Here is a 26,805-nt window from a genome sequence, read left to right as displayed (position 1 = left end):
TTCGACGGAGAAGAGCCCATGATCAAGCATGAAGCCAGAGCCGGAGACGTTATTAAAACGTTAAATCTGCAGCCTCACCTCGAAGGTGGCTATTTCCGCAGAACCTATCAGGCCGATCATCGCGACCCACTCGAAACCCCCAGCGGCTCACGGTATCTCATGACCTCGATTTACTATCTCCTGGATCAGCAATCACCGGTGGGCCAGTTTCATTTCAATCGATCCGATATCCTGCATTATTTCCACCTGGGCGACGCAATTGAGTACAGCCTGATTCATGCTGATGGCTCGTTGCAGACATTGGTGATGGGCACCGACATTCTGGCAGGACAACTTTTGCAATTACACGTACCGGGTGGAATATGGAAAGCTTCACGGTTGCTCGAAGGCGAAAACGGATTTGGGCTGATCAGCGAAGCCGTTTCGCCAGGATTTGATTTTGCCGATATGGAAATGGGTGATCGGCAGAAACTCACGCTGCAATTTCCACAGCATCGAACGCTGATTGAAAAGCTGACGCGTGATGAGGGTTGAGTGCCGTCGAATTCACGGAAAAGCAGTGGATCGGATTCAGGGCGATTCTGCAGGTTGAAATCCACTGTTGTCGAGATTTATGAAATGGGTAGAATTGCTATGTCGTTGAAAGGCCAAGAAATTACAAATAAAGCTTTGTCGGACTGCTGCTTTTCTTGATAATTTCGCAGCTTTAACTATCTTTTCAGCTAATTTTTGCATGTTTTGTCGTGGGGTGACCCATGCTACAAATAAGCATAAAAAAGGGCTCTCTCATCTTCGCTGGTAATAGGCAGCTCGAAATTGTAGCGGCCTTGTCTGCGAGCAAAATACAAGCCATCGACATCAGTACGGGAGAATTAGTCGTGATTTCTCCTGGGGAAATCGAGTGCGAGCTGAAAAAATCCTCAGGTTATTCAAAGCTCGACGGTGTCCCCGCGGAAAATCCGACCTCAATCGAAAGTGTGAATGAAGCTGACCTGCAGTTGGCTACAGACCGCTTCAATATCCTGTCGTCATTTGCTGGCAAGAAGTTCCTATCCAAGCAGGATATGGAGCAGTGCACGGCCACCCTGAAAGTGAGTGCCGCCCAGGTTTACAGGCTGCTGGCCAGACTTGACGCTAGACTTGGTGCGTTAAGTCTGCTGCCGAAGCGTCGTGGCAGATTGAAAGGAGTTACGCGGATCGATGCGAGCGCCGAAGACGTCATACAAGAAGTTATTGATGAGTTTTACAGTGGTCCCGGAGCAACCTCCAAGTACATCATCGAAAAGGTGATAGATCGTTGCCAGGTTATGTCGATCCAGCCGCCAAGTGCATCTACTATTGCCAATAGGATTGCAGCGCGTAATCCGCGCAAGCTGTTAGCAAAGAAATCAGGATCGAAAGCCGCGCGCCAAACTTACGAGGTTCGTGGTGGAAAAATACAACCTGAGGCGCCTCTTGAACTCATCCAGATTGACCATGCTCGTGTCGATTGCATAGTTGTCGACGGTGATCTGCGACTTCCTCTGGTGCGCCCTTGGGTCACTATCGCTATCGATGTGTACACACGGGTCATTACCGGCTTTCACTTGTCCTTGTCCTATCCATCCGCGATGTCTGTGGCGCTGTGTATCTCTCATTCCATCTTGCCGAAGGAGCGCTGGTTGAAATCATGCGGTATTGATGCAGGAGAATACCCGTTTTACGGCGTTCCTAAGAGGATCCACGTCGACAATGCCAAGGAATTCCGGTCCAAAAATTTATCCGACAGCTGTCGGCGGTATGGCATTGAACTGACCTTCAGACCTAAGGGTGTGCCTCATAATGGTGCCCACATTGAACGTTTAATTGGGACGTTAATGGGAAAGGTGCATATGTTACCGGGAACCACTATGTCTTCATCAAAAGCCAAAGGGCACTATAAAAGCGAAAAACATGCTGCTTTGACGTTCGTCGAGTTTCGAGAATGGTTCATCCGAGAAGTCGAGATCTACCACAAAACCACCCACTCTGGTATAGCGTGCTCCCCTTTGCATAAGTGGGAGAATTGTTACAAGAATAAGAACGGAGGCTTCTCTTACCCTGCCATTATCGAGGATCAACTTCGCCTATTGATTGATTTTATGCCCTCGAAGAGGCGGGTGGTCGCCCGAGCAGGCATTCGGCTCCATAATATTGATTATTATTCACCGACATTGAAGCGCTTCGATATTGGAACAAGGTGTATTGTGCGTTACGATCCGGAAAAATTGAGCAAGATCTGGGTGCTGGCTGAAGGAGAGAAAACATATATAGAGTTAGGGTACGCGGATCTTAGGTTGCCCAACACCACTCTCGCAGAATTTAAGCGGGCTAGAGAAAAATTAAAGTCGGAAAGCTCTCGCAGAGTTTCCGCTGCGGAAGTGTTTAATTTGATCCGAAAAAACGAATCACTTGTTAGTGCTGCCGTTTCGCATAGCAAACAGGCAAGAAAGCTGAAAGAGCAGAAAAAAAATCGTCTTATGGATCCGGGGCATCCTCTGAATGAAATTATCTCCAAGCCAGATTTTCCAGCGTCGACGGATTATAGTCAGAAGCCGTTGGCTTATGATATCGAAGAACAAGACTCGGCAGTGAGAGTAGGTGAGAACTCATGAAAGATTTAATTAATCTGAGTCATATTTCACCATCTCGTCGAAAACTGGCGCTACTTGGGGATGAAGATCGGGTTAATTGTATATATACGGATTGCTGGATCAATTATCCTGAGGTGAGTTCTATTAGAAGCGCCGTCAGGGCCGTATATGAAATGCCTCAAAAAATTCAAGCGCAATGCATTCTAATCACCGGTTGTCCCGGGATGGGGAAAAGCAGTCTTTTCAAACGAGTCGAGTCGGACATGGACAACCTTAGAAAGAGAAATGAGGACCGCTGTGGGTTTATCTCATTCACTATGTCTCCGGATCCTACTTTACGCAGTTTCGAAGAAAGCATCGGTGACTCTTTAGGCGTGCCAATTGGAAAAATACGCAATGGCTTAGTACCTGAGGCCCTTTGCCGTCTTGCTCATTTGAGAAGTATGCGCCTCGTGCTAATCGATGAGGTTCATAATTTGCTTCATGCAGGACGTAGCGACCAACGTAAAAATTTAGGTTTTTTGAGGGGGCTAAGTAGCCCGCCAATGTCACTGTCGATTATCGCATTTGGCGTTGATGACGCCTCATATGCGATTAGCAGTGATGCGCAGTTGGAGCGACGTTTTCAAATCTATGACCTACCGCGCTGGAAAGAAAATGAGAGTTTCAGATCGTTTTTGGCTGCATATGAAAGCTTTTTGCCGTTAAGGAAACCGTCTGAGCTTTGGAGGCAGGATAAAGTCAAGATGCTCCTCAGTACCTCTGATGGAATAACAGATGCCATCGTGAAAAGAATCACAAGAGGAGCGGTTTGGTCAATTATAGATGGCAAGGAGGAAATTGATATGGAATGCCTGACGAAGGCTGCGAATATACCTCCTTGTTTTGATCGAGAAAATAATGAGGGGCGCTAGATATTTTGGCGACTTGATAAAGCCGGTACATGATGAGATCTTTTTATCATGGATTAACAGAGGATTACGATCGAAACGGTCTACACCATTCGTACAATCCGAAGATTACATTAATCACGTGGGGATAAAAGACATCGATTTCCACTTGGGCGGCGTGATCGTAAACAACCTTTCTGGACTACTGGGTTTGTCAGCTGAGAACTTGGTTAGAACGTTTTTGCCTTTTAGCCACTGGCTAATTATGCCGTACGCGAATCGGAACGTTTTCTGCGAGCATTGTCTCATGGAGGATTTTCATTATGGTCGCCAACCCTCTACCAGAATCTCCTGGTGTTATTGGTGGTTTAACATCTGTCCGGTGCATCTGAAAACGTTAATGCCCATAAATGCCAACTCTGCTTCGGAAGCCCTTCTATCGATATTAAAATGGACTCAGCCATCCTCTAATTATGCGCCATGGCCCGCTGCATCACCGTGTGATCGTTGGCGAAACCGTAGTAGATTTACCCTGCTATTAAGTATGGCTTTGCATTTTCAGCAATGGTATATGACATCTGTAATGCGTAAAAAATTCCTGATAGGAAGTAAAGAGGTTCATGCTACTCACCGAGAATTGGAAAGCTTTATGGGGGATATCCTCGCAATTATAGGCAAAAAGCGAAATATACCTTTTGAAGACGGATCATTAATCGCTCAGCTTCTAGATAATAGGTCATGGTCATCACTGAACGTGTCATTGCCACGGCATGCAGGGTGCGAGGCGTTCTTATGCCTTGATATAGGGGAACATCCACCTCCAGTTCGCATGGCGATGTGTGGGGTGCTCGGACTAATGTTGAAATTGCCATATTGCATGGAAGCATGGAAGATACTAAGAGATCCCAGGATTGACGATAAAGTTGTTCAATGGCTCTGGCGAGACATGCTCGAAGGCGGGGAGGATTTGCTAGGAATCTACGACTGGTTAGAAAACCGATCAAATGGTTGGAGTGTGGCTGTAAAAAATCAATTCAGCTATTTACTAACTCCCCCCCGCGGTCATGTGCGGCTTAAATAGCTCGCGTTAGTTTCAAGGGGTTTGCAAACGATCACGTAGGTCTTCATGAATCTTGCGATCGCCACATAAACCGCCGGTCTCCAGCCGGGAGCTTTGATCAAAACAAGCAATCGCCGATCGTTTAGCTTGGGGAAATATAGGTGATGCACGAAGTGAGGGTAAGATTGACATAGTGATTGTGGATTGGCTATCGTCCATCTGCGCTTAGGCGTGATCCACAGGGTGGTTACAGGGATCTTCGGATCGCACCCCGCTTCTGATGAAAGCCAGATGGCCCAGTGCCAAGTAATAGCGTCCTGCCCCGTCGAACGCATGCAATCGACGGCTGAGAATCCCGCCTAGAGCGGGATTCGCCTTTTCTGGCCCTTCTGCTTTGCGGTTTGGGGCGATTGCCCACCGCTTGGGGGTATTTACCCTTTCTTTGCTTGTCCATCGTGACCTTGAAGACACCGAACCCTTTTTGTTGATCGGAGTACCATGGGACGAAGAAAAATACCGAAGCCCCTGTGGGGCGCGCGGCGGCCTATGTAAGACGTCTCGCTCCCCCACCGCCCACTTTAGCTCAGCACCTAGACGGCGGCTGCGCTCTGACCGTCCGCCTCGACGCGTTACTCTAGGAACCTGTTGTAGCGCTGAATCTTGGCACCGGGATTGTGCATGGATTCGCCCAATTGCCATCTCTGAGACAGGGAGTTGATTACCCGTACTAGTTTGATCGCCTGGATTTTGAATTATTCGGGATAACGCTGGTTGCTCATGGCACCTCCCAATGGGGCTCGTTTAAGGTTTGGAGGCGTCATGAGCCTGGGAAAGATTCACTTTGAGTGGGGACGCTGGCCGCGGCGGGCTGCAGACGCTCTGGATTTTGGCCAAGTAAATCGTGCGTCTGACTTGGTCTACGGCGTCATCAGACCGACCCTGTGTATAGAACCGATCTCCCATCACTTTGAAGATATACGATATCGCCTGCTCCGGGCCGGCTTGCACCTCTATCAATTCCAACAAAGGCTCCATTAGCCACCGACCCGATTTGTTGAAATAGCCTGGGCTGACAAGCTGTATCTCCTCAATCGATGCAGAAGGTGTCCGCTGGTTCAGCGCGCTTTTCAATATTTCCAGGCTAGACAGCATCAGCATATGGCTAATCTGCATGCCGTCGTCGTAGTGGACCAATCGCGCGTAGAACCAGGGCAAATGCAGGCCATGTTCTACGCAGGACCAAAGATGTACATCTTCGCCGACAAACACTGGCCTGGGTATTTCTGCTTCACGACTCGTTCTAAACATTTCACCGACACCTAATGCAAATGAACACTATAGATTGTAGCTCTAAAGTGTTCGTTATTGCCCTATAGTTCCTTTTGCAAGCGGTGCAAAATGGAGCTGAATCAAGCATTCGGGGTGGCGCTGCAGCGTCTAAGAAAAAGTAAAGCGTTGACGCAAGAGGACTTTTCGACCGTCAGCAGCCGAACGTATCTCAGTACTTTGGAGCGCGGGCTGAAAAGTCCAACGCTGGAAAAGGTGGACGCGCTGGCCTCCGTCATGGACGTTCAGCCGCTAACCTTGCTCGCTTACGCCCATTTGTTGCGTAACGAAGGGCTCAGCCTCGACGGACTACTTGCACATGTTCGGGGCGAGCTAACACTGCTGGTTGCTGAAGAGTGAACAGGCGAAATACTGGGCTTGCGTAGATGGCCAATCGTAATCACTCCGGACTGCGTGATGTTACGAGCAATAATTCTTGCGGATGTTCTTACCGTTGGCTTGGCTACTATAGCCAAGCCGCGACGGAGAGATTTTCGGTGTGCAACTCAATTGTAAGCGCCCGAGCAAGGCGCATATGCGCCCGACTTGAGAGAGGACTTGCTCAAAATCGGCTTTGTAGCCTGCGAAGTCATCTAATCTGACGGTACAGTTGCCCAGGAAGCCGCGCGCATATTTGCCGGCTCGGCTTGGGCTGAAGTTGTAAATCACCGCTTTGAGCGCCGGATACGGCGTAAAGCTGTAAGCTCAGATGTCGGTCCGGTGTTTCATCGGTCAGAATCACGCCTTGGTTCAGCATCGTTTTACGGAGTGCCTCGACCTGCGGTTGGGGTTGCGGCCTATTTGCCCGACCCACTGGGTCAAGATCGAGCCAGTGATTACCGGCCAGGCGCTTCCAAAGATCTTCACCCGCCGGCACAGTGAAAAGTGATCGGTTAGTGGCACCATCACGCGGGTTAACAACACTGTGGTTGGGATTTTTGAGAGCCGAAACCTGCAATATGTATGGATGACGGTTTAGCTTTTGGAGAGCTAGCGGGTAGGGCTTCATTAGGGGAGACAGGCGCAACGTCGTCTCAAGGCTCATCGTTAATGTGCCGATCCAATCTCAAGATGCTACTGAGTGTGTTCGACATTCGGGCATCACATCTAATGTGCGATTCTTGCATTAGCAGCCATATGTCTGGTCGCCCAGCGGTACTCCCTGGCGCCCAGCCTCAGTGACAAATCCCGGCCTTAAGCTGTGCGCCGCCCAATCGCCCTCTAGACCGGCCATTTTGGCTCGTCGCCGGACGATGCGCGCAAAGGTTTCTCCCGGCGTGTGCCACCGGTGTCGGTCTTGGTCGCGCCCAGAGCGTAGAACCAGGTGTCGGCATCCAGTCGGCGTACATCGCTGACCTATAGGCCGACCACTTCTGAGCGGCGCCGACCGCCACCGCTTCAAGCCAGCAGGAGCAAGGCGCGGTCACGAATACCACGCAAACCGTCGTCGCAGGTGGCGAGCAGTGCCAGCAGCGGCTCGAGGACGACCGCGGTTTTCTTGCGCGCGTTGACGCCCTGGCGCGATTGCGCCTTGCGCGCTTCGCGCAGCAGGGTTTTTAAAGCCGGCACTTCGGTCGGCTGTCCCACTCATTGATTCGGTACCATTTACCTAGTACAGCAATCCGGTGACTGACGCTGTTGAACGCCAGCGGTCCCAGCTTGCTCTTGACCCGGGCGGTGACCAAGGCGGCGTCGATACCGGGCGGCAACAGGTGCGCCTAGCAGCCATCGGCCAACGGCCGTGCCAGGTGATCGAGGACAAACTGGACGACTACAGTTGGGTGAAGGGGCGCATTTCGCCCAGCATCTGGCCAAAACACAGCTGCGGCCAAGCTGACCAGTAGGCGAGGGCGCTGCGATAGCTGCGCACGACCTGAGGTAGCAGCTCCGTGGCTTGTTCAGCCAACCCACGCCATCCGGCATCACGGAAACACAACATGATCAACCAGTAACCTATCGCAAATTTGCTTGAGCTTCTGTCCGTGCTCAGCCCCCCACCGCGGTTCGATGCTGATGCCGTAGGCGATCTTGCCGCTGACATGGTTGATTAGCCCCTGAAGCGAGTTGAACCCTTTGCGTGCTGCATGGGCTTCGGCGCTGATCTCCGGATGTGACAGGTAATAAAGGTGGTCACTGACATACTTCTTGTAGGCTTTCGTGAGTCTCGGTACAGGGCCATCCACCAGCAAACCCAGCACTACCTTTCTTGTCCCAGGGGTGACGACTTTGGTTTTGGCACGGTTTAGCCAGTACCCAGCGGCACGCAGCACCTGGTTGACGGCCTGAATATGGTTGGAGGCTATGGCTCGATCGAAAGGCTGCCTTGAAGAGAAAATCAGGTCGTCCGCGTACCGAGTGTAGATGAGCTCATTTCTTGAGGCGAAGTCGTAGAGCTGTTCGTCGAGCGATCGCATGACCAGGTTGGCAATCTTGGGGGAGGTTGCAGCACCTTGAGGTAGATGGCCGATCCTGGAGTCTTTATATGGCAAGTTCGCCGAGAGTTCCCCGCGCCAGAACTTGCTGTCTGGATTACCGCTGACGCGAGTGCGAGTGCAGAGTCTCGACAACTCAAAAGCTACAAGAGGCTGATACCCAATTGACCTGAAAAGCTTAAAAACCTGTGGCTCCAAGATGGACTCGAAGAAATTGGTGAGGTCGAGTTTAATCAACCAGGTTGCCTGGCAGTGCACGCTAGCCGCTTCCAAAACGCCGTTGCGCTCATCATAGGCATAGCTCGCATGGTGAGGCGTGAGGTTCGACAGGATGTGCTTGTTGATCCATCGCTGAGCTCGGAGCAGCTCAGGACTTGGGGCGCAGATGTATCGGAAGCGATCAGGGCTGTGGCCCGCGTTCGCCTTTTGTAGCCTGAACACGGTGTAGGCTTCTGTCTGGTACGTTCTGCCAATGGTTCTGTGCAGGAAGGGGTAAGGAACGCCTGTCAGGTTGGCCAAGTGCTTGAGGGAGAAGACAGGGGGACAATCATCATGCATTTCATCGGCGATCTTCACCGCGTTCTGCAGAACGTCCTCAGGAATGCCTGCGGCACGTCCTGCTTTTAAATAGGGCTGAGGGCTCCAGCGTTTCATCTACCTTTAGATTCCGCCTGGCGGATGAGAGCCTTAAAATAGCCAGACATCGATAGCGTCATTTTAAGGCTCTTAACCTCCTGTCAGCGTGAGATCGTTCCAGCGGAAAGCAGAGTTTGCTCCCTAAACGTCCCGCACAGCGTGCGGGATACTAGATTCCGCTACTGCGGAACCCTCAGTTGCCCCGGATGATACGGAGCGAAGGGGTCGGGGGCTACAAAAAATTTGGCTCCCTGCCGTCGCAACATTCTTATCTGTTTTCGGCCCGCTAGCGTGAGGGCTCCCTCTGCCGTAATCCAGGCCCGTTTGACGGCTCGATCTTTCGCAAGCAGCAACGTGTCCAGTGATAGCGGGAGCAGCCGCCGTAGATCCGCTGCTCGTCTTTTCTTCTGCGAGAACGCGAGGAGAGTTATCACGGCTAATTTGAGCGTGTTGCTTGCACGCCGAAAACTCGGTGCGCCTTGGATTTCGGGCATTCTCAGTGCTTCGAGTGCATTGGTAATGACGGGAGCCATGTCGACGTCGGTGGATCGCCAGTAGTACTCGGTCACTCGCTTGGGGAACAGAGGTGCCCAGCGTTTGGCACCACGGTTCTTCTCAGACACGAAGATTGCCGGCATGTTGTTCGGCGCACCATGCTCGAAAGCCAGGAGTGCTGCTGCGCCTTGATACCCCAGCGGATTTTCGCTGTGAGCGCCGTACACCTTACACAGAGCGATTATGTCGTCCTTGTCTTCATCAAAGCTGTTGAAGATGGTGGGACAGTCAGTGACCACATGCACTTGAGGCGCAAATCTGTGGCTGCGGACATTGATTATGCCTTGCTCCGTTCCGCTGTAACCCAATACCCAAAGTTTGACGAATTTGCCCGAATACCAGCTCCTGATGGAGGCCACGCCCCACATCGCATCCAAGATTTTCCGCGCCCGATCACCGCTGCCGATGAAGTCTGTGAGCACGACGAAGTTTCTGACTTTCGAGTTTCTAATGTTGTCAGCGGTGGGCTGCAAGAGAAAGCGCACATCGTTCTGACGGCACAAGGTATTTGCTATCCAGGCAGTCAGCGCTTCACTGCCAATATCCTGAGTTTTGTACTTGATTGACTTGACCGCTTGGATGGCAGCTCCGTAAGCCCTGATGTGCTTTTTCTTCGATCGCTTACTGTAGGTTTTCTTTTGCTTGTACAGAGGGGGCGGGAGCTTGGCTTTGGTGGGTTGGAGCTCACGCTCGATGAACAGCGCGGAAGGTTGTTTGAGTGGCAATACCTTGCGCGTGAGTTTGACCATGCTGTCCTTGAACTCATTCAACGGGCAGTAGTTCACTGAGTTGAGCAGCTTCTCGGCGAGCGCGCGGTCATTCGGCCCTTGGTCGAACTGTGAGAGCCAGAGCTTGGCTTTTTCCTTCTGACCAACCTGCTGCATAGCCTGCTTCCTTAAACGTTCAAACCACCTCATTTTCCGATGTGGTGCCTTTGGCCAGCATTACCAAGTTCGTAGTTATCTTGGGGGATGAAGGACAGGAGTTTGAGAGCAAATGAGAAGCTTCTTTGCCCCACGGGTCATCGCCACGTAGAGGTTCTTAGCGTTCATCTCATCTGGTTGCAGGATAACTGCAATTTCAGCTTCTAAGCCTTTGAGCAACAATGTGCTGCCTACCGCACGACGTGACAGTGGTCGGCCGAGCATACGATTTCTTTCGCGAATTTGAGCTGCAGCGGCGTACAGGGACTGCCCTCCTATCGTTGCAACTCTCAACGCTGCCAGGCAACAGCGCAGTAACTCGGGTCGGTATACATGCGCCCCCTGTTGTCTAGATAGGCATTGCAGAAGCTCGGCCGCGCTACCGTGTGTCAGCGTGTCGAGGAAGGTAATCGCGCACTGCTCAGCCGGAGTCGGAGCAGTGCGATTTCGACCATTGCGAATGATCTCAATCCTAGGTAAAAACGCGGCCGCCCCAACGCTCGTCATCACACTCGCTGCAAAATTAACAAGCTGATTCAGCGACTGCTCTACAGTGGGAACGAAGGTTCTGGCGAAAGATATGAGGTCTGGAAGATCGACGCTCTCGACGGTAGTGGCTCCAGCAGTTTGGCTCGTGAGTCGCTGGCGGCCAGCAGTGTTTCTGGAATCCCCAATTATCAAGGCCGATTCACCATCCTGAAGTCGCACCAGGGCAGCTGTGCGTCGTTGAGCATCAGCTGTAGCAGCCTCTATTCGCACCCACTCAACTTCATCGGGCGCCGTACCCAAGTCAATAGGCTGTCCCGTTTCCAACAGCCCTCTTGCCTGAAGTAGCCACCTCCCGAACTCTTCTGTACCCGCTCTGCGCCACCTCCAAGGGGTGCTTAGAGCCCCGATAGGAGGAAAATGAACGATCACCTCAGCAGTCCAATCGACAAGCCTGTTTCCCCCAAAGTTGAAGATCGCTTGCATCGGGTCGCCCAAGACGTAGGTGCGGAGTGCTTGCGCCAACCAGGTAACGATCGCATGTTGTGCTTCATTGCAATCCTGATATTCATCGACCAGCAAATACGCATAGCTGGCCTGCAGTACGCTATCAAGATGGCGTCCACTCAAAAGCGCAATCGCGGAGGCTCGAATAGCGGGATAGTCATGACTGGGATTTTGCAAAAGCATGATCGCTGGGTCATGCCCGCTTCTCGCCGGAAACCGACTGATGAGCTTCATGGTGAAGCCATCTAAGGTTGCAATTACATACGATGCATTCGGGATGTTCGCTCGTGACATTCTGGCGCGTAATGCTGCCACCCCAGCGTTGGTGTGGGTCAAAATCAACGCAGGTTTGGGGCCCGTATGCAGTGCCAAGGTATCGGCAATGAGCTGCGTTTTTCCACACCCAGCAGGCGCCGTGACAGAGCCCCGATGGAACGCCAAAATATTGATCTCAGGCGGCATGAATCCAATCCCTAATCCTGTTGATGATCGCTTGGAAGCCTGGGTTCGCATTAGGTAAGTCAGGACCAATGATGTTCTTGGCAATGTATTCGTAGGTGGTGACAGATTTGTACCAGCCGTTCTTTCGGATACGTGAAGCAATTCCGAGAACGCCTCGGACCAATGGCGAATAGGGCAAACCCGGTCGTGAAGCTTGAATCATGTCTAGCGAAAGTGCATTTTCCGACTTCTCACGGATGTGCGCTGCCACGATGTCACGCCCCCTGACTTCGAGCGCTTTGGCCAACAAGGCGTCGATCGCCACATCGGACAGGCTAAGGAATAGCTCGTCCTCCAAGGCACGACCTTGCCCCCATGTTGCTGATTGCCCACCCGCAAAGTGGAAGGCATCTCGCACAGCTGGGGTTGGCGGTTTGTCAGCGTCAACGATCACGAAAACTTGGTAACCCAAGCTCAACAACGCACTGCCTCGCAGATAACAGTTGTCGGTGCTTCCTCCGCTCACGTTTACGTATGCGCCTCCAGTGGCTAGAAAAGAGGGAAACCTCTGTGCCCCCCAGAACTGATCGAGCCCTCGCATAAGACCGACTTCGCTTGCACCCTCGCATACGATGATCCGCTTGGCCAAAAACGCCTCAGGGTCAGCTCGAAGGGTGCTCTGAACGTCATCGGTAATGCCTGCCTGACGAACCTCATGGAATCCAATTTGAGCTCGAACAACGAAAAGTTGATTGCCCGAAAGCTCGCGCAGTGCCACGGGTGAATGGGTGGTAAGGAACACCTGAAGTGGCGGTTGGGGCTCCTTGCCACCGAGAGAATCCATGAATCGAACCAGACGGTGCGGCTCAAGACCAAATTCCACCTCATCAACTAACGCGATTGAGGCAGCTTCAGCGGCTCGGCGTTGAAGTCCGGCCACAAGCAAACGAGATGAGCCTGTACCTAAGGATCGCAACGGTATCCCTTGCTCGTTGTGCAATGCGATTGCACCATCTCCGATGGACACAGAGTGCGCATCCAAGAGCGCTTGTGCGAATACACCCACTGGGACGCCAAGGTTTCTGGCTGTTTCCGTGACGATCTGAAGGGGCTGTTGAAGCTGCTCACCCGCTTGAGCACCGAAGTTATTTCGCGCCTCCCTGGCAGCATTTGCGAGCGCCTCCCCTAAAGCCGGACGCTCATCAGTGAGCCGATTGAGGATCGAGTTGCGACTCCACGACAAATTTGTGTTTGCGAAGCTACCAATACGCGCAGGTGCGATGCGGGAGCGATCTTTCCAGGAAAGGTTGCGCTCCAGCCCTTGCTGCTCGGCTCGATTGGAGAAAAGTCCCCATAATGGCTCAAGGTCGCTATGAACGATCAAACGTTGAGTTAGAACGGTCTCGATGCCAAACCTTGGCTCGTCTTCGATTGCTCCGAATACAGCATCGAAACCACGCAAAAAATCGCCATAGCTATCAAGATTGATCAGGTCGTCGGGCAGATCACCCAATGTGATCGAGATAGTGATCGGCGCATTGACGTTGAGGTTGTAGAAGTCGTTGTCCCCAAAGGGGGCACTGCGCCTAGCGCCTAGGCAAAGCTCAATGGCATCTAGAATGGTAGACTTTCCGCTGTCACCCGGCCCAATCAGGCAATTGAATCCAGGGGAAGGTGACCAATTCAGCTGTTGGATCGAACGGAAGTTCTGTATTTCTAGCTTGCGAATCCGTGCCATTGGCGCGCCTCCATGCGTTAAGAACGATACTCGGTCGATACCTCAACGGAGCATAGCCTGCTGCCGCATAGCAAGCCACTGGGGATACTGGAGTCGAGTTACTCATGCGAAATTGCATTTCACGGCCACCCGTCTAAATTCGACCTAATCAGCGAATGCATCCACGCTTTGTCACCCTGATCGGCAAAGAGCTGTCCATGTCTGCCGGTGGCGACACGAAACAATAGGCCAATAGCAGATACGCACGGAGGGATAAATCCCCCCCCCCCCGAAACTCATGAGGTTAGGTTAACCAGCTGGGCTAGATGTCGGTTTTTTAGGTTGGCTCTTTGCGCTATCTCTGGTTTGAGCTTTAACAAACCACTGTGGCGCCCAAGTCACCGTATCGTCGTTAATCTCGTGTGGGATGGATTTCCAGAACTCGATGATCGTATCTGAAAGCTCATCTAGCTGTTGGTCCGTTGCAGTGAGGTCCGTGTGATCCATCCACGTGAATTCTGGAAGAATTTCGTCGATGGGGGACTTCCTCAAAAACTCTGGATGGTTGGCTTTCAGCGTTTCGAAAGCGCTGCCATCACCATGCTTATAGACATTGATCACATAGCGATACGTACTGAGTTTTCGCATGTAGTCTGTGTTCTGTTTGGCTAGGCCCGTAGCGTCCAGAAGCTCGGCAATTTCGTCGAAGTTGGCTGACCATGTCTTCTTGAGGACTTCCTCACCATCGTGCCAATGCCTAATCTCCTTCACCAGCCAGCTACGTAGCTTCTTATCCCACTCATGGAACATGCCGGCGATTATGCTCAGCCGAGTTTGATCGCGCATCTCACTCAATAGCCGATAAAACTCGATGCTATGGTCGTAGGCGTTCTCATAGGCACTTCCCGGATCGTCTCTGTCTGGATCGAAATATGGGGCTTGATCTTCAAGCCACCGCTCTCCCGCTGCGTCAGCCTCTCTGTCTATGTCGTTGAACTGCGAGAGCAGCCTGCCTTTCGCTTGCTCAAGGTAAAAGCGGTTTTCTTCTATTACTGACTGCCGAAAGGGCTCCCACACCTGAAAAAGAACTGTGGGTCTTTTCTTGTTTTTTGAGATTTGCTCAGTCATAGCTAGCTCCTGGTTGGGGATATGAGGTGGCTGAGGCGTGAAAGGTTTGCACAGCATAGACAGTCCGGAGTGTCATCTCTTCAACGGCCGCGCTTCCATTGCTCTTACCATTAGGGAATGATCCGGAGGCGGCAGGGAGTTGAGGCTTCCGAATCGCGACATGAGTATTAGGTATGTGAATGGACTAGCAAATGACCAAGGAAATTGAGCGAAGTGTTGAAGGCATACATCAAGAGCTGAAAGGGAGTGAGCTGGATTTTTACAGGAAAGATGACAAATCGTTGAAGTACTTTGTGCGCAACATCAGCACTCGTTTAACTGAGCACCTGAACGCACAGAAGCGGCGCGAAGAGGACGAGTCCTTCGATGTCAGGTGGTCCCTGGGGGTCATCGGCTGTGTCGGCATCATCCTTGCGATCACGCGATCTGCAAGTAGTGATATTGAGTGGCTCAGTCAGCATACGTTGGCGTTGCGGCTGTGGGCGGTGGCGTTGAGTACGATTTTTGTCGGAGTCTCGCTGGAGCGCTCGACCTTGGTCAGATCGTTGTGGCGCTTCTCGGTCACCAAATTTCTGCTTTCACTGATCTTATCAGCGGCCATCTTTTATGCTCGGGGGAAGGCGGCAGGCTTCGTCAATGGGGTTTTTCACGTCGATGCTACGGCATTCCCAATTACCTTAGTCATGACCACCGGACTGGTGCTGTTCAAGCTTTTTGTACCTTTTGCCCTGGCGGTGGCCGGGATGGCCGCCGCCGCGCATGTTTTGTCCGTGCTGGCCTGGCTTAAAGACAAGCATGTCGGAAGTAATCCTTTAGCGGCGGTACCGCTGTATTCACTGTTGTTCATAGGGGTTTCCGGAGTAATCCTGTTCTTCGGACTGAGTTGGTCTGGAGGGCAGTTGAACGACAGCCGCTTACCGGAGAAGGTGTATCTGATGGCGCATGCGCTGGATTTTAATTACTCGCATGAGTGCGCAAACGTCGACCCGGCGCGCCCGGTGGTGTTTCTGGGAAGCGCGCAGGAATCCGTGCTTGTAGCGCCTTATGGCCTGGAAGATTTTGACTTTGGCACCTTCTTTGAAGCTTCAGTAATCGTGCCCACCGACTTCACCCGAGAAAAATGCGATTACAAGCCACCGGTGGTAAGTCATTGAACGAGTGGAAATGAAAACCGACAGTGTCGGCCGGCCATCGAAACCACCAGTTGCCACTAGGGAACGCGACATGAATGATGATCTAAAGGCTCAAAGCAATCCCTTCTCAACTGGTGGTGGTGGGGTTAACTTCGAAACTCGTGTGCAAGCTGCATTTGCCGTCGCGTTGCTGGCTGGCTCGCCTCTGCCTTGCCTCCCGTCCAATGCAAAGGCGCAGCAAATCAAGTTCCAGAACAAATACGATGGGGTTCAAACCGACGACTTCGTCCTAGTAGCCGGTGACGAGCAAAGCACTGTGAGCAGACTTTACGCGCAGGTTAAGCACGAAATCACGATCAATGACGTTGAAGATTCAATGTTTGCGCATGTGGTGAAGGGGGCTTGGTCGGACTTCACCAGTTATACTTTCGATCTGCAAAACGATGCGATTGCATTGATCACCGGGCCACTCCCAAAACTCGATGTAAACCACACGCTGCCCGTGCTCGAGTGGGCTCGGTACTCAGCAAACGCTGATGAATTCATCCGTAAATCCCAGACCAAAGGCTTCACCAGCAAGGCGAAGCTCGAACGATTACGCATCTTCAAAAGCCAATTGCAGTCAGCCAACGGCGGTCAAGAAATCAGTGACCATCAGCTGTGGAGTTTTCTAAAGGTATTTTACTTACTCTCCTATGACTTGGACGCCAAGGCGTCAGTGGTGGCCAGCTTGCTGGGGGCGTTGATCCAGTGTCATTCGAACCAATCTCCCCATCTGGTCCTGGCGAAAGTCACCACGACGGTGCAGGAATTTAACCAGAACGGGGGCACGCTTACCCTTGATAATGCACCGCAAGAACTGTCGGCGTTATTCGTTAGACCTGTCGCGCTCGGAATAGAGAGTGACATTGGTAGGTTGCGTGACCGTGGCGAACGTATCGCTTCCGGAATTTCGAGCTCGATCAACGAGGTTCATGTCCATCGAGATGAGCAGTTGGCGGCAATAGCAGACGCCTATGACCAAACTGGCTTTCTTTTCGTTACAGGGGGGAGGGGGGCCGGTAAATCTGCCATCGTCAAAGACTTTGTGTCAGTGAGACTTCAAGACACCGCCGTATTCTATCTTCGCGCAGAAGATCTCGATAAGTCCCACCTAAATGACGTTTTCACTGCGTTCGGTATGCGTTCAACCCTGAGTCAGATTGCCAGCCAATTAGCGTTGTTGAGTAGGAAGGTTTTGGTGATCGAGTCGGTGGAGAAAATCCTCGAACTCGATCATCAATCGGCGTTTATTGATTTACTCAACTTCATCAAGGGGCAACAGGGCTGGACCATTATTGCCACCGGCCGCGATTATGCGTACCAGCAACTGACGTTCAACTATTTACAGCCAAGCGGCATTGCTTTCAGCAGTATCAACATCGAAGGCTTTTCGAAAGATCAGGTAGGCCAGCTCTGTGAACAGACTCCAGAGCTAAACGCCCTGATTTCAAATGAGTTGCTCTTCGACATTCTGAAAATTCCGTTTTTCATCGACTTGGCGGTAAGAGCGATTGGTAACGGTGCGCATTTTAATCCGCAAGATACAGAAGCAGAATTTCGGACCATTGTCTGGGACTCGGTGATTGCGAAAAGCACAGAACGCAAGGCAGGCATGCCGGGCAGACGCAAAGCTACATTTATTGCCGTGGCCAAGCTGCGCGCCAAACGCATGGTGTTCGGGGTTCGGGATGTTGATTTCGATGCAGAAGTCATTGCCAAGCTGGAAGAAGACCACCTGATTTACCGAGACCCGCGTACTTCGCTGATCAGCCCCAGCCACGACGTTTTGGAAGACTGGGCGCTGGAGGAGTTCATCGAGGGTGAATACATTGACAGCGAAGGGGAACCCACCCGATTTCTGACCGCCATCGGAAATGAACCCGCAATCAACCGCGGATTTAGGCTGTGGCTGCACCACAAATTGAAGTCGCGTAGAGGGCTGAACGGCTTTTTGGAAACGATACTCACAGATGGGGGCATCGAAAACTATTGGAAAGATGAGGCGATTGCGGCCGTCCTGCAATGTCCGGATCCCCAAGACTTTTTAGTCTCACTCAAGCCTCTACTACTGCAAAACAAAGAAGACATACTGATCCGTTTCTTCTTCATATTGCGGATCACCTGTCAGCGCCCCGTTGAAGGAGACAATGTCCCGCTTGGCATAGATGAAAAGACTGGACTGGCCAAAGTGTTGCTCTTAAGGCCCTATGGAGATGGGTGGAATGCCTTGGTTGATTTTACCTACGCCGCCAGGCAACAGCTGGCCGAGCCGACGTGTATCCAAGTCGCTGAAGTGCTGAGCACTTGGTGCGAGCAAATAAATATCTGGGAGGAGCTTCCCCACGGCTCGCAATGCGTCGGGCTGCTAGCGCTGTTTCTGCTTGAACGCATCAAGGATGACTACCGGCGTGACTCTCTCAGGAAGAAAATTCTTAAAGTTTTATTGAAAGTCTCGGCGGCGGTCGAGCAAGACTTTAGTGCCTTGGTCGAGCGCGACGTATTCCGGTACAAGAAGCGCTCAGAGCGACCGAGCTACGTGGATGAGCTCACTCAGTTGGCGCTGCTGGGCGATGCTATGCCGATGCTCTGCATGCGTAGCCCAGATTTCGTCATCCGTTTGGCCCTGCATGAATGGAAGAGGGAGGAGCCTGAATCTGACCCCTCGTGGCCCATGCCGCGTCAGCGACTGGACGTTGAGGAGTCCTATGGGCTAGACGTCGAACGTGGCTTTTCACCTGCCAGCGGCGCCAAGGGCCCTTTCAAATATCTGTTGAGGCAACATCCCAGAAAGGCTTTGGATTTCATCATAAACTTGTGTAATACCACAGCACAGAAGCATGCCGAGTCAGAGTTTGGTGCACGTTCTGAACAGACACTGGGGTTCGGTTTTACCGAAGAAATGGCCGTGGAGCAAATTGAACTACAACTGGCTGATGGGCATCGCGTGCTTCAGTATGCTTCCCCGCATCTCTGGAAAGGCTACAGGGGGCATTCCACGTTACCGGGCGTACTGCAATGCGCAATGATGGCATTGGAGAATTGGTTATTTGCGTGGGTTAACGCCTGTACGCAGGAAGGTGAAATTGTTTGGCTGTATGACTACCTCCTACGGTCTAGCAATTCGGTAATGCCGACTTCCGTTCTAGCCTCTGTCGCCGTTGCCTGTTCTAGTAAGGTGGGGGCCTCGGCGCTGCCCCTCTTAAGAAGTTTCCGGCTTTATAGCCTGGATTTGCAGCGTAAGGTCCAGGAGATGGGCGGCGCCGAGATGAATTGGTTTGGAACCATGATGCATCGCGACGTGATGGCGAAATTTTACGCGGAGGAGCGCAGAGAGGCGGCCCTTCGGCCATGGCGCGCAGAGACGCTGGAAGAGTTACTGGTCAAGCTCCAATTTCATGAGAGCTTGCGGGGCGAAGCTGTGCAGATAGTCGACGCTTTCATCGCTGAGGCGGAAGTTACCAAGGACAGTAATTTACGGTTCATGATCCACCGTGTGGATACTCGCGCTTGGGAAGCGGTAGAAGACCGGAAGAACAATCGACTAATTCTACAATCAAGTGCTGCATTGCCTGAGGACCTTCAGCAGGTTCAACGTGAGTTCAATGACAAGCATTCGTACGATTCGGTGGTTCAGCGATTGTACGCGTGGTCCAGAAAGGCGTTCGACGACCTCAGCTACGACACTGCGCGTTATGCCACCTACCAGGATGCTATCGCGGAGGCGCGAGGGCTCATTGCTGCGTTTGAGACAGGGAAGGTTATAGGTTTTCAGAGTATGGCCATCGGCGCTATCACGACCACGGCAGCTGTTTGCATTCGAGACGCTGACGCCGAACTGTCAGCCGAAGACAAGGAATGGTGCTTTGAGATCATCTTCGACACAGTCTGCATGCATGCAGACAATCTAGAAGATCACTCTGCGGTTGATGCGACGGATCAGTATGGCGCGGCGGCGTGTGCATTCGTACTGGCCAAAATGTTCGATTTTGAGCTGCAGGATAAAGACGTAGAAGTTTTGGAATATGTAATCGTCACCGCGTTGACTCATGCCAATTTGCATGTATGTGCGTCCGCCGCGAAAGGGGTAAGGACCTACCTTTGGCCAAGCAACCATGACTTTGCCTCCCGCTGTCTGGCTGGGGCAGTGGAGCATGCTCGCTTCAGGATGGATACGGCGAAAACCAGCAGCCATCATCATTACGGCGGCGATGTTCCCGCTAAGTGGCGTGAGGATTGGAGCGAGACGATTGCTCGATTCAGGGATGAAATATTGGCAGGGCATTTCCCGTTGAATGTTGAAGACTGCTCGCTCGAAAGCCATGCTCCGTGGCTAATTCATCTGCCCATGTTGCTCATTCCTTACAACAATCAGGAAGAGGACCACATTCGGCTACTCAAGAAAATCGTCGGTTTTGTTTACGAGGATCAATACCGGGAGCCGCGGCAAGGTAACCAGGAAAAAATACACTACGAGATAAAGAAACAAATTCAGGACTGCTTGGCAGAGCATGTGGTGCATTCAAAACATAGAAATTTCGAGCCGGTGCGCGAGGTTTTGCGTGCCGGGTGCTCGAAGGCGCCCACCTTTACCTACCTTGTCAAATTAGCCTTTGATATTGCCATGGAGAAGAAGAACGATTTCGATGCGATTTGGACGTTGTGGAGGGTACTTGCACCTGGGCTACACGCCATTGCGGCGACAGAGGTCAATGATCCCTACGCTGGCCACCAGCATGATTTGAATACGTTGCTTCGGGGTATGCTTTATTCCGACAGCCATTGGCAACGCCACCCCAGCGAGACTGCGTGCCTTCAGGTTGGCGCCTGCGATCTTTTAGACTTTGTACGGACCTCGGGGCATAACAGCCACGTTTTCGAGGCGCTCAGTTCATTGATGTACAACTTCCATGAACTGTTTTTTGAGGATGGTATTTTCATCTTGGCGAAGAAGTTTTCAGCCGATACTGCGATTATTTCCCGACAGCTAAATACGGCTTTCTATCTCGAAATGTCCATGGCTCGTTACTTGCAAATTGAGAACCGAGCAGCGTTGACGCGCAGCATGTACAACGCTTGTCTAGGATTGCTTACCGGCCTGGTAGAAACCGGTTCCGCGAGGGCGTACTACTTGCGGGAAAATCTGATCAGGACACGAAGAATTTCTTTTTAGGAGCTGGCCATCCAACGCTCCCCCGCAGTAGCAGCGGGGGAGCTAGGCCAGAAGCTGGATCCTGTTAGGACAGCAGTAAACGCTGAGCAAGCCGTCACGGCTCGCGACATTTCCTATCTTCCACGTCTCCTTGGAGCGCTTACGTCAAAGAATCGGTAGCGAACTTCTGAAAATTCGTTATCTGGTTCGATGCAAGGCGGTAGCGAGTTAATACCTCCCGGCGGTGGATTGCGAATGGTGAAGCTATGCTGAACCAGGCGCAGCCGAGAGGAGAGGCGATTACGATAGGTCACAAGCTCTGAAAAGTTTGTGAACCATTTCTGCTCAACTGCCGCAATGCCTTCCAGAAGTTTGGCCATTTCAGCTTGGGCCTCATCGAGGGGAAGAAATGTGTAATACATGGCTACTGGAAAATCAAAAGAACATGCGGAAGGCGCGAACAGGTGTTTGTCTCTATCGTCACTGCAATAGTCCCATTTATCCCATCGCGCAAACGCAAGTCGCCACATGTCGGCAGATCTTTCCTTTCCCATGGCATTAAGGAAGGGGATTAGGATGTTAGCCACCGGTCCTGCAGTTCCTGCATGCGTCCAAAGCTCAACAGCGTCAACAAAATCAGCCCAGTGAGCCGCAGTCAACTGGGTAAGTGCCTCCGAGAGTGCCTTCTCCGCAACGTTATCCGCTTGCGGATATTGAGCGAAGTCGAATATCCATGCACGCCAGAGACCTGTTTGAGCAACCTGAAGTAACAACTCACGGACAACTTCTACCGCGCCTTCCGGTGCAGACGTCGCCCCGACATTGGCGAGTTGAGAAGTGCAAACAAACTTGAAGGTGACATCGCTAACAGATAAAGCAAATCTGGGGGCGTCGTCAGCGAGTGCGTCTCGGACACCGACTGAGAACAAGACGTCGCGCCTCTCCTCGACGTGGCGGGCAAGTCTGTCGGGCGTGTACTTCGCGAGGAGCATCACGGCCAGGCGGATATCGGGCGAAAGCTCCATATTCAGATGGCGAATCAGCATGCCAAGCTTGCGGTAGTCACCACTACGGCCTGCAGCCTGCATATCTTCGCGCCACCGGTCATCATCGATACGGTGGCGGCAATTTTGGATACCCATGACCGTATCCTTCAAAAGCTTTTCCAGACCATCCAGTAGCGGCAGGCGGGCGAATTCTTGCGGTAGCACGTCCACTGCGCTCCTGTCGGACGGCGATGAAATCAGCCAGGTCGTTAGGACAATCTGCAGGTGATACAACCCATAGGGTGACTCAGGCGCTAATGCTTCCAATTCCTGCAGCGCCCAACTCTGAGCACGCAGCCGCTGCCTCGCTTGCTCTTCCGCCTCAGGGGTTCCAGACTCGGTCCCCCACCAAAGCTCTTCATCAAGCTCGTCCTTCAACGCTACAATGTTGAGAGGCTTCGACTGAGCGTAGAGCTCCGGCATGCTCGCTAAGGCTCTTACCAAAGCGATAGGCATCTCGACAGCCATGTACACTGCACGGTCAGATGAATCGCCCTTCATTGCTCCTGCCCCCCGTTAGTCGATGTCTTCCAGATTAGGTGCCTTTCCCCTTCGAGCTGCCCCCACAGGTCTTGGAAGGCCTGAGCGATAGGTTCGCCGTGTGAAACCTTCTGAAGGATATGGTGTTCATCGCCGAAGCTATTTATCGATGTGCCGAGCGACCACGCCAGCGCCGAACCTTGCGCTCTCGGGAAGATGATGAAGCGGTCATGGAATCCCCATCCCGCGCCTCCCTCCCGTATGCGAAACTCGAGTTGCAGTCCATGAAAGTTACCCTTCGCCGCTTCAAGCTGGTCAGCCTGTTCGCTCTTCTGCTTTTCCGCTCGTGCGCGGGCTAGCCGCTGAAGCTCCCGCGCGGACACTCCACCTCCAGCCTCCAACTTCTGTATTCTGCCCGGGGGGGCTTTACCAGCAGTCAACGCCCGGAGAGGAACACTGCTGTGGGGGCAGAAGAACAGCGTGCGCAAGACGTCCTCTGCGCTAAGAAACGGGTCCCACAACCAGACGCCTTCTCCACCATGTTTTTGCATCAACCACTGGAGGTCTTCGAGCGCCGCCTTCCGCCTTGCGTCCTTCCGGGACATGGTATCCGGTGACGTTTCCTCGCCCTCGGCTTCCTCATCATTGATGCCGTTTGCCTTGGCGACCTGCTGATCAACAGCCTCTTCATGTTTGGCCTCGTCGATGCCGTACTGAACAAATTCCTTCCGTGCTTTGAGGCTGGTTACTGATTCGCTGAAGACACGTTGTGAAACCCATGGTTCCCTGGGGGACTCGGGGCTGCTTCCAATGAGTCGACCCGGCTCGACGGGCTTTATAAGTCGCAGCGACTGGATATTCTGCTTGCCTGCGGAGTCTGTCAGGAGGAACTCGCGATTTAGCGGCTCATTCCCGTGATGGTCGACCGACATCGAAAGGGACATGCTCGTGAAGAAGTTCACTGGAGGGGTGGCACTCAGTAAGATGCGCTTCTCTTCGTCCCAGACATTCGTGCGTGCCCCTCCACCCGGAGAGTTGAGCTGAAGTTTCGCCTCGCCAGTGGAAATGACAGCCGAATCGAAGCTCGTCACTGTCGAGTCTTGCCAAATTTCAGCAGCAATCCGAACGTTGCGAGGGGGCACGTCCGGGTGCCAAGCGACGGCCACAGAGTGGTCGCCTTCGGGGGATCCGCGTACCTCGGTGGACATCACTGTCACGGGCAATTGAATGATGACGTTGCCCAGACGGTCCGACATCCCATCCACCTCTATCGGCAGATACTTGCCAACAATCTTCGCAAGGGTGGTCAGCCTGCGCGAATCATCAAGCAGGAACTGTAAGTGCTGCTTGGTGGTATCGAACAACTCCAATACGTGGGAACCTTCGAAGAAGTTGTTCTTGAGAACGCCGTTCCACGGGTGATGGTCGCGCCCGTCGGCGGGGACGAACTGAGGAGGAACTGCTGCCAGAGTGCCCGTCCGGACTTCAATCGGCGCGGGCTTCCATTGGCCGGTCTCTCCAAACTCGGCCAGCTTCTCCAGGAAGACCTCAAGCGAGAGACGATACTGCGCTATGCCAACGTTCCATTCAGTTCCAGGGACCCTGTGTCGTTCCTTCCCGTTTAGAAGAACCGACTTCCAATCAATTTCCGAAGGCGCATCAAGCGGTTCTGCAACTGCGTGCGTCAGAATATTCGTAAGCGTAGAACCTTGAACCCCGAGAACCTCGGTAACCTCGACGCTGCGATAGAAACCAATGACACCAGGCTGCACCAGCTCTCGTAGCTTTGCCAGTGTTCTGGCCACATCCCAAACAATCGTTTTTTTATGCATGTTTTGACCAATATATGAGAAGCCTTGGTTGGGGCACGGCCATATGGCTCTATGAAATGTATTAATCCACCTAAGGGGTCAGCGATAGAGTAACGCTTGCACCATGCCGAAGTCGGCTTGAGCATCGCGACAAAAGAGCTGGGTCGCAAGTGCTATGGCGTTATCTGCCGAGGGCACAATGGTCTACGAAAATCGGTCGCACCCAGGTCCGTGCCCCTACCCATGTGACCTCATCCGACCTTAGGGATTTTCAGCCACTGTCAACGCATGCGCTTGAGGAATAGCTGATGAAGTGAGCGGCCGACCTGCCGCCAATTCCCCAAAGGAATTTGCCGTATCGATGTAGCGCATGGCTGACTTCATGTCCTTCCAGCCGACGTAGGTCATCAGCGCTTTAATGTCCCAGCCATTCGCCGCCGCCCAGGTGGCAAACCCACGCCGCATGGAGTGACTGCTATAAAGATCAGCCGAAACTCCTGTCTGCTCAAAGATGCGGCGAAGTAGGGGTATCAAGCTGTTCGAATTGATGCCTGCCTCGGCGAGATTGCCCCAGCGATCCAACTTCCTGAACACCGGCCCACGCGCAATGCCGGCCTCGGTGATCCAGTTGATATAGGCTTGAACTGGGCATAGTTTTTTTAAGGCAGGGGTGTGGAATGTCGTCCCCATGTGTTGTCGATCACCCTTTGTGTGCGGCAGATAGAAAGTGATGCCTATCCCTGACTCCGCTTGGGTGTGCTCGACCTGCAAACGAGCCAGTTCGTCACCCCGGAACCCTCGCCAGAACCCAATCAGCACCAGAGCGATGTCTCGCCTATGCCTGATCACACTTCCAAATTCGCCGCGCTCAGCCGCGAGAGCCGCCTCTCGCTCAAGCCACCTCACCGCTTGTTCCAGATGATGTAGAAGGAGGGGGGCGGCCTGTTTCTCTTGGGCAGGATGCAATGTCCGAATGCCCTTGATCATTTGCTTAACGGTCGGCGTTTTGGTGGGATCGGGGAACCCTTGGGTGATGTGCCACTGTGCCAGGGCGGCCAGGCGCTGCTTCAGCGTGCTGATGGTGTGCTGGTCGGCGTACTCAGCGAGGTAACGCACGATGCCATCGCCGGTCGTGGGGAGAAAGCCGCCCCAGGTCACTTCGAAGTGTTCCACCGCCGCACGGTAGCTACGCCGAGTGTTCTCCCGGGTGCCGGCCTGCAGGTAACGATCCGCCTTGTTCATCTCGACCCTTCTACGCCAAACGTACCTTTTCCGACGCTGGAAAAGGCGAAAACCGGTTCTATGATGCGATAACGCTCGATTATTTTATCAAAGAAAGTTACGTAAATTATTCTTTTTTGATCAATAAGTGTTATGTATAAACGTAGTATGTAATGCGGTACGAAATTGTAGGAGAGTGAAATGGCACGCGGCGGAATTAACGAGGGGGATTGTTCAGAAGTCCCGGGAATCGCTGCTTGCTCTGGGAGAGAACCCAAGCATCGACGCCGCGAGCATCGAACTCCGCAATACGGGCTCGAAGACGACTATTCAGCGGTATTTGAAGTAGATTTTGACCCACGACCGCGGGCCTCTAGAGAGCGGCTGAGTGATGAATTGACCGAGCTTGTAGCCGGCCTCTTAGAGCGAATGACGGAGGAGGGGGGGAGGAAGCTATTGCGCACGCCCAAGGCTTTTTGACGAACAGCGGCTTGCACTGGAGAAAAAGTACGACGCTCTGAACGCGGAGCTCACCGTTTTGGAGCGCCAGTTTGATACCCAGAAGGCGGCATTGGAAGCTCAAACGGAGGAGTTACTGATCTGCTAGACCGGCCTTCAAACTGAAATCACCCGCAATGCACGCCTGAGCCAAAATTGCAGTGACTTGGAAATTCGCGCGCAGGAGAAGGATGAGCAGATTCGCTCTCTGGAAGAAAAGCACCTTCACTCCCGCGAGGCGTTGAAACATTACCGCAACTCGGTCACCCGATTGTGATCACTGTCACCGTCGGGGCTATGCCCGATCACCTGTTGAATCTCTATACCTACGGCGATTTTCTGCGTGGTTTGATGCGAATACAGGGCTGCTGGAGGATGAGCCGCGTGCCGACGTCGAACCAGTATTGAGCGTACGGCTGCAGGTAGGAGCCGATCTGGAACTCATCTGGTCGCTCTTCTCCGATAGGGCCGCCGCTCAAGGGCTGGGGCGCGGATTGGCGTGGAAGCACCGCGCGCTGTTGGCCCCGGCCCGCGTCGGCCACTATGCCAGCACGCATCTGTCCTGGAATCGAAGCTCAGTGCTCAACCGCCTGACAGAAGAACGTCCCGATCTGGGCCGAGTTGGCCCGCGCTGTTAGGGATGCCCGTAACGGGTTTGGCGGCGCGGTGAATGTCCAACTCGCGTAAACCCTACAATCGGTGGCACAAACCG

Annotated in this window: 16 protein-coding genes and 2 pseudogenes; 9 read left to right on the top strand and 9 right to left on the bottom strand. The window is 52.8% G+C overall.

All coding sequences use genetic code 11. The annotated features are described in order from the left end of the window. Nucleotides 1–18 precede the first annotated feature (18 nt). From BK670_RS11845 to BK670_RS11820, 6 genes and pseudogenes are all read left to right on the top strand, one after another. Nucleotides 19–534 carry a cupin domain-containing protein gene (locus tag BK670_RS11845; RefSeq protein WP_123449912.1) on the top strand — a complete coding sequence of 172 codons (516 nt, stop codon included), beginning with the start codon at nucleotides 19–21 and terminating at the stop codon, nucleotides 532–534. A gap of 221 nt (nucleotides 535–755) precedes the next feature. Continuing rightward, nucleotides 756–2,633, top strand: a complete 1,878-nt coding sequence (locus BK670_RS11840) for a Mu transposase C-terminal domain-containing protein (protein WP_123449911.1) — start codon at nucleotides 756–758, stop codon at nucleotides 2,631–2,633. Beyond that, on the top strand, nucleotides 2,630–3,526 hold the full coding sequence (locus BK670_RS11835; RefSeq protein ID WP_123419653.1) for a TniB family NTP-binding protein: 897 nt from the start codon (nucleotides 2,630–2,632) through the stop codon (nucleotides 3,524–3,526). The genes BK670_RS11840 and BK670_RS11835 overlap by 4 nt, the downstream gene beginning before the upstream one ends. Next, nucleotides 3,513–3,878, top strand: a pseudogene (locus BK670_RS30220) (hypothetical protein); the annotation flags it as partial. The gene BK670_RS11835 and the pseudogene BK670_RS30220, both read left to right, overlap by 14 nt. A 207-nt stretch (nucleotides 3,879–4,085) precedes the next feature. Further along, nucleotides 4,086–4,583: a hypothetical protein gene (locus tag BK670_RS29900; protein WP_259697559.1), complete on the top strand. Its 498-nt coding sequence runs from the start codon at nucleotides 4,086–4,088 to the stop codon at nucleotides 4,581–4,583. A 1,377-nt stretch (nucleotides 4,584–5,960) separates the two neighbouring features. Next, nucleotides 5,961–6,248 carry a helix-turn-helix domain-containing protein gene (locus BK670_RS11820; RefSeq protein WP_123449909.1) on the top strand — a complete coding sequence of 96 codons (288 nt, stop codon included), beginning with the start codon at nucleotides 5,961–5,963 and terminating at the stop codon, nucleotides 6,246–6,248. A 784-nt stretch (nucleotides 6,249–7,032) separates the two neighbouring features. Here the strand turns inward: BK670_RS11820 and BK670_RS11815 are convergent. From BK670_RS11815 to BK670_RS11790, 6 genes and pseudogenes are all read right to left on the bottom strand, one after another. After that, nucleotides 7,033–7,758 (bottom strand): annotated as a pseudogene (locus BK670_RS11815) (integrase); the annotation flags it as partial. 52 nt (nucleotides 7,759–7,810) lie between these two features. Further along, on the bottom strand, nucleotides 7,811–8,974 hold the full coding sequence (locus BK670_RS11810) for a reverse transcriptase family protein (RefSeq protein WP_123449908.1): 1,164 nt from the start codon (nucleotides 8,972–8,974) through the stop codon (nucleotides 7,811–7,813). A gap of 161 nt (nucleotides 8,975–9,135) precedes the next feature. Then, nucleotides 9,136–10,395: a phosphoribosyltransferase-like protein gene (locus tag BK670_RS11805; RefSeq protein WP_123449907.1), complete on the bottom strand. Its 1,260-nt coding sequence runs from the start codon at nucleotides 10,393–10,395 to the stop codon at nucleotides 9,136–9,138. 75 nt (nucleotides 10,396–10,470) lie between these two features. Continuing rightward, complete coding sequence (locus BK670_RS11800; RefSeq protein WP_123449906.1) at nucleotides 10,471–11,889, bottom strand: UvrD-helicase domain-containing protein; 1,419 nt, start codon at nucleotides 11,887–11,889, stop codon at nucleotides 10,471–10,473. Then, nucleotides 11,879–13,606 carry an ATP-dependent nuclease gene (locus BK670_RS11795; protein WP_123449905.1) on the bottom strand — a complete coding sequence of 576 codons (1,728 nt, stop codon included), beginning with the start codon at nucleotides 13,604–13,606 and terminating at the stop codon, nucleotides 11,879–11,881. The genes BK670_RS11800 and BK670_RS11795 overlap by 11 nt, the downstream gene beginning before the upstream one ends. 288 nt (nucleotides 13,607–13,894) lie before the next feature. Then, nucleotides 13,895–14,713, bottom strand: coding sequence for a hypothetical protein (locus BK670_RS11790; protein ID WP_123449904.1), 819 nt, complete (start codon nucleotides 14,711–14,713; stop codon nucleotides 13,895–13,897). Between the two features lie 191 nt (nucleotides 14,714–14,904). On the opposite strand from BK670_RS11790, the gene BK670_RS11785 reads away from it, so the two are divergent. Together BK670_RS11785 and BK670_RS11780 are read left to right on the top strand one after the other, a co-directional pair. After that, complete coding sequence (locus BK670_RS11785) at nucleotides 14,905–15,867, top strand: hypothetical protein (RefSeq protein WP_123449903.1); 963 nt, start codon at nucleotides 14,905–14,907, stop codon at nucleotides 15,865–15,867. A gap of 70 nt (nucleotides 15,868–15,937) precedes the next feature. Continuing rightward, complete coding sequence (locus tag BK670_RS11780) at nucleotides 15,938–21,058, top strand: ATP-binding protein (protein ID WP_123449902.1); 5,121 nt, start codon at nucleotides 15,938–15,940, stop codon at nucleotides 21,056–21,058. Nucleotides 21,059–21,171: 113 nt separating this feature from the next. On the opposite strand, the gene BK670_RS11775 is transcribed toward BK670_RS11780, so the two are convergent. From BK670_RS11775 to BK670_RS11765, 3 genes are all read right to left on the bottom strand, one after another. Next, on the bottom strand, nucleotides 21,172–22,506 hold the full coding sequence (locus BK670_RS11775; RefSeq protein WP_148047024.1) for a hypothetical protein: 1,335 nt from the start codon (nucleotides 22,504–22,506) through the stop codon (nucleotides 21,172–21,174). A gap of 74 nt (nucleotides 22,507–22,580) precedes the next feature. Further along, a complete protein-coding gene (locus BK670_RS11770) occupies nucleotides 22,581–24,395 on the bottom strand; it encodes a VPA1262 family N-terminal domain-containing protein (RefSeq protein WP_123449900.1) in 1,815 nt (604 codons plus the stop codon). Nucleotides 24,396–24,635: 240 nt separating this feature from the next. Further along, the gene (locus tag BK670_RS11765; protein WP_123449899.1) at nucleotides 24,636–25,616 is read right to left on the bottom strand and encodes a site-specific integrase; all 981 of its coding nucleotides are present in this window, start codon (nucleotides 25,614–25,616) and stop codon (nucleotides 24,636–24,638) included. A 127-nt stretch (nucleotides 25,617–25,743) separates the two neighbouring features. On the opposite strand from BK670_RS11765, the gene BK670_RS29895 reads away from it, so the two are divergent. Continuing rightward, on the top strand, nucleotides 25,744–25,944 hold the full coding sequence (locus tag BK670_RS29895; RefSeq protein WP_311197024.1) for a DNA-binding protein: 201 nt from the start codon (nucleotides 25,744–25,746) through the stop codon (nucleotides 25,942–25,944). The last annotated feature ends 861 nt before the right edge of the window (nucleotides 25,945–26,805 follow it).

This window comes from Pseudomonas fluorescens (genome assembly GCF_003732425.1).
Classification (GTDB): Bacteria; Pseudomonadota; Gammaproteobacteria; order Pseudomonadales; family Pseudomonadaceae; genus Aquipseudomonas; species Aquipseudomonas fluorescens_BE.
This window is presented reverse-complemented; position numbering and strand designations above follow the sequence as displayed.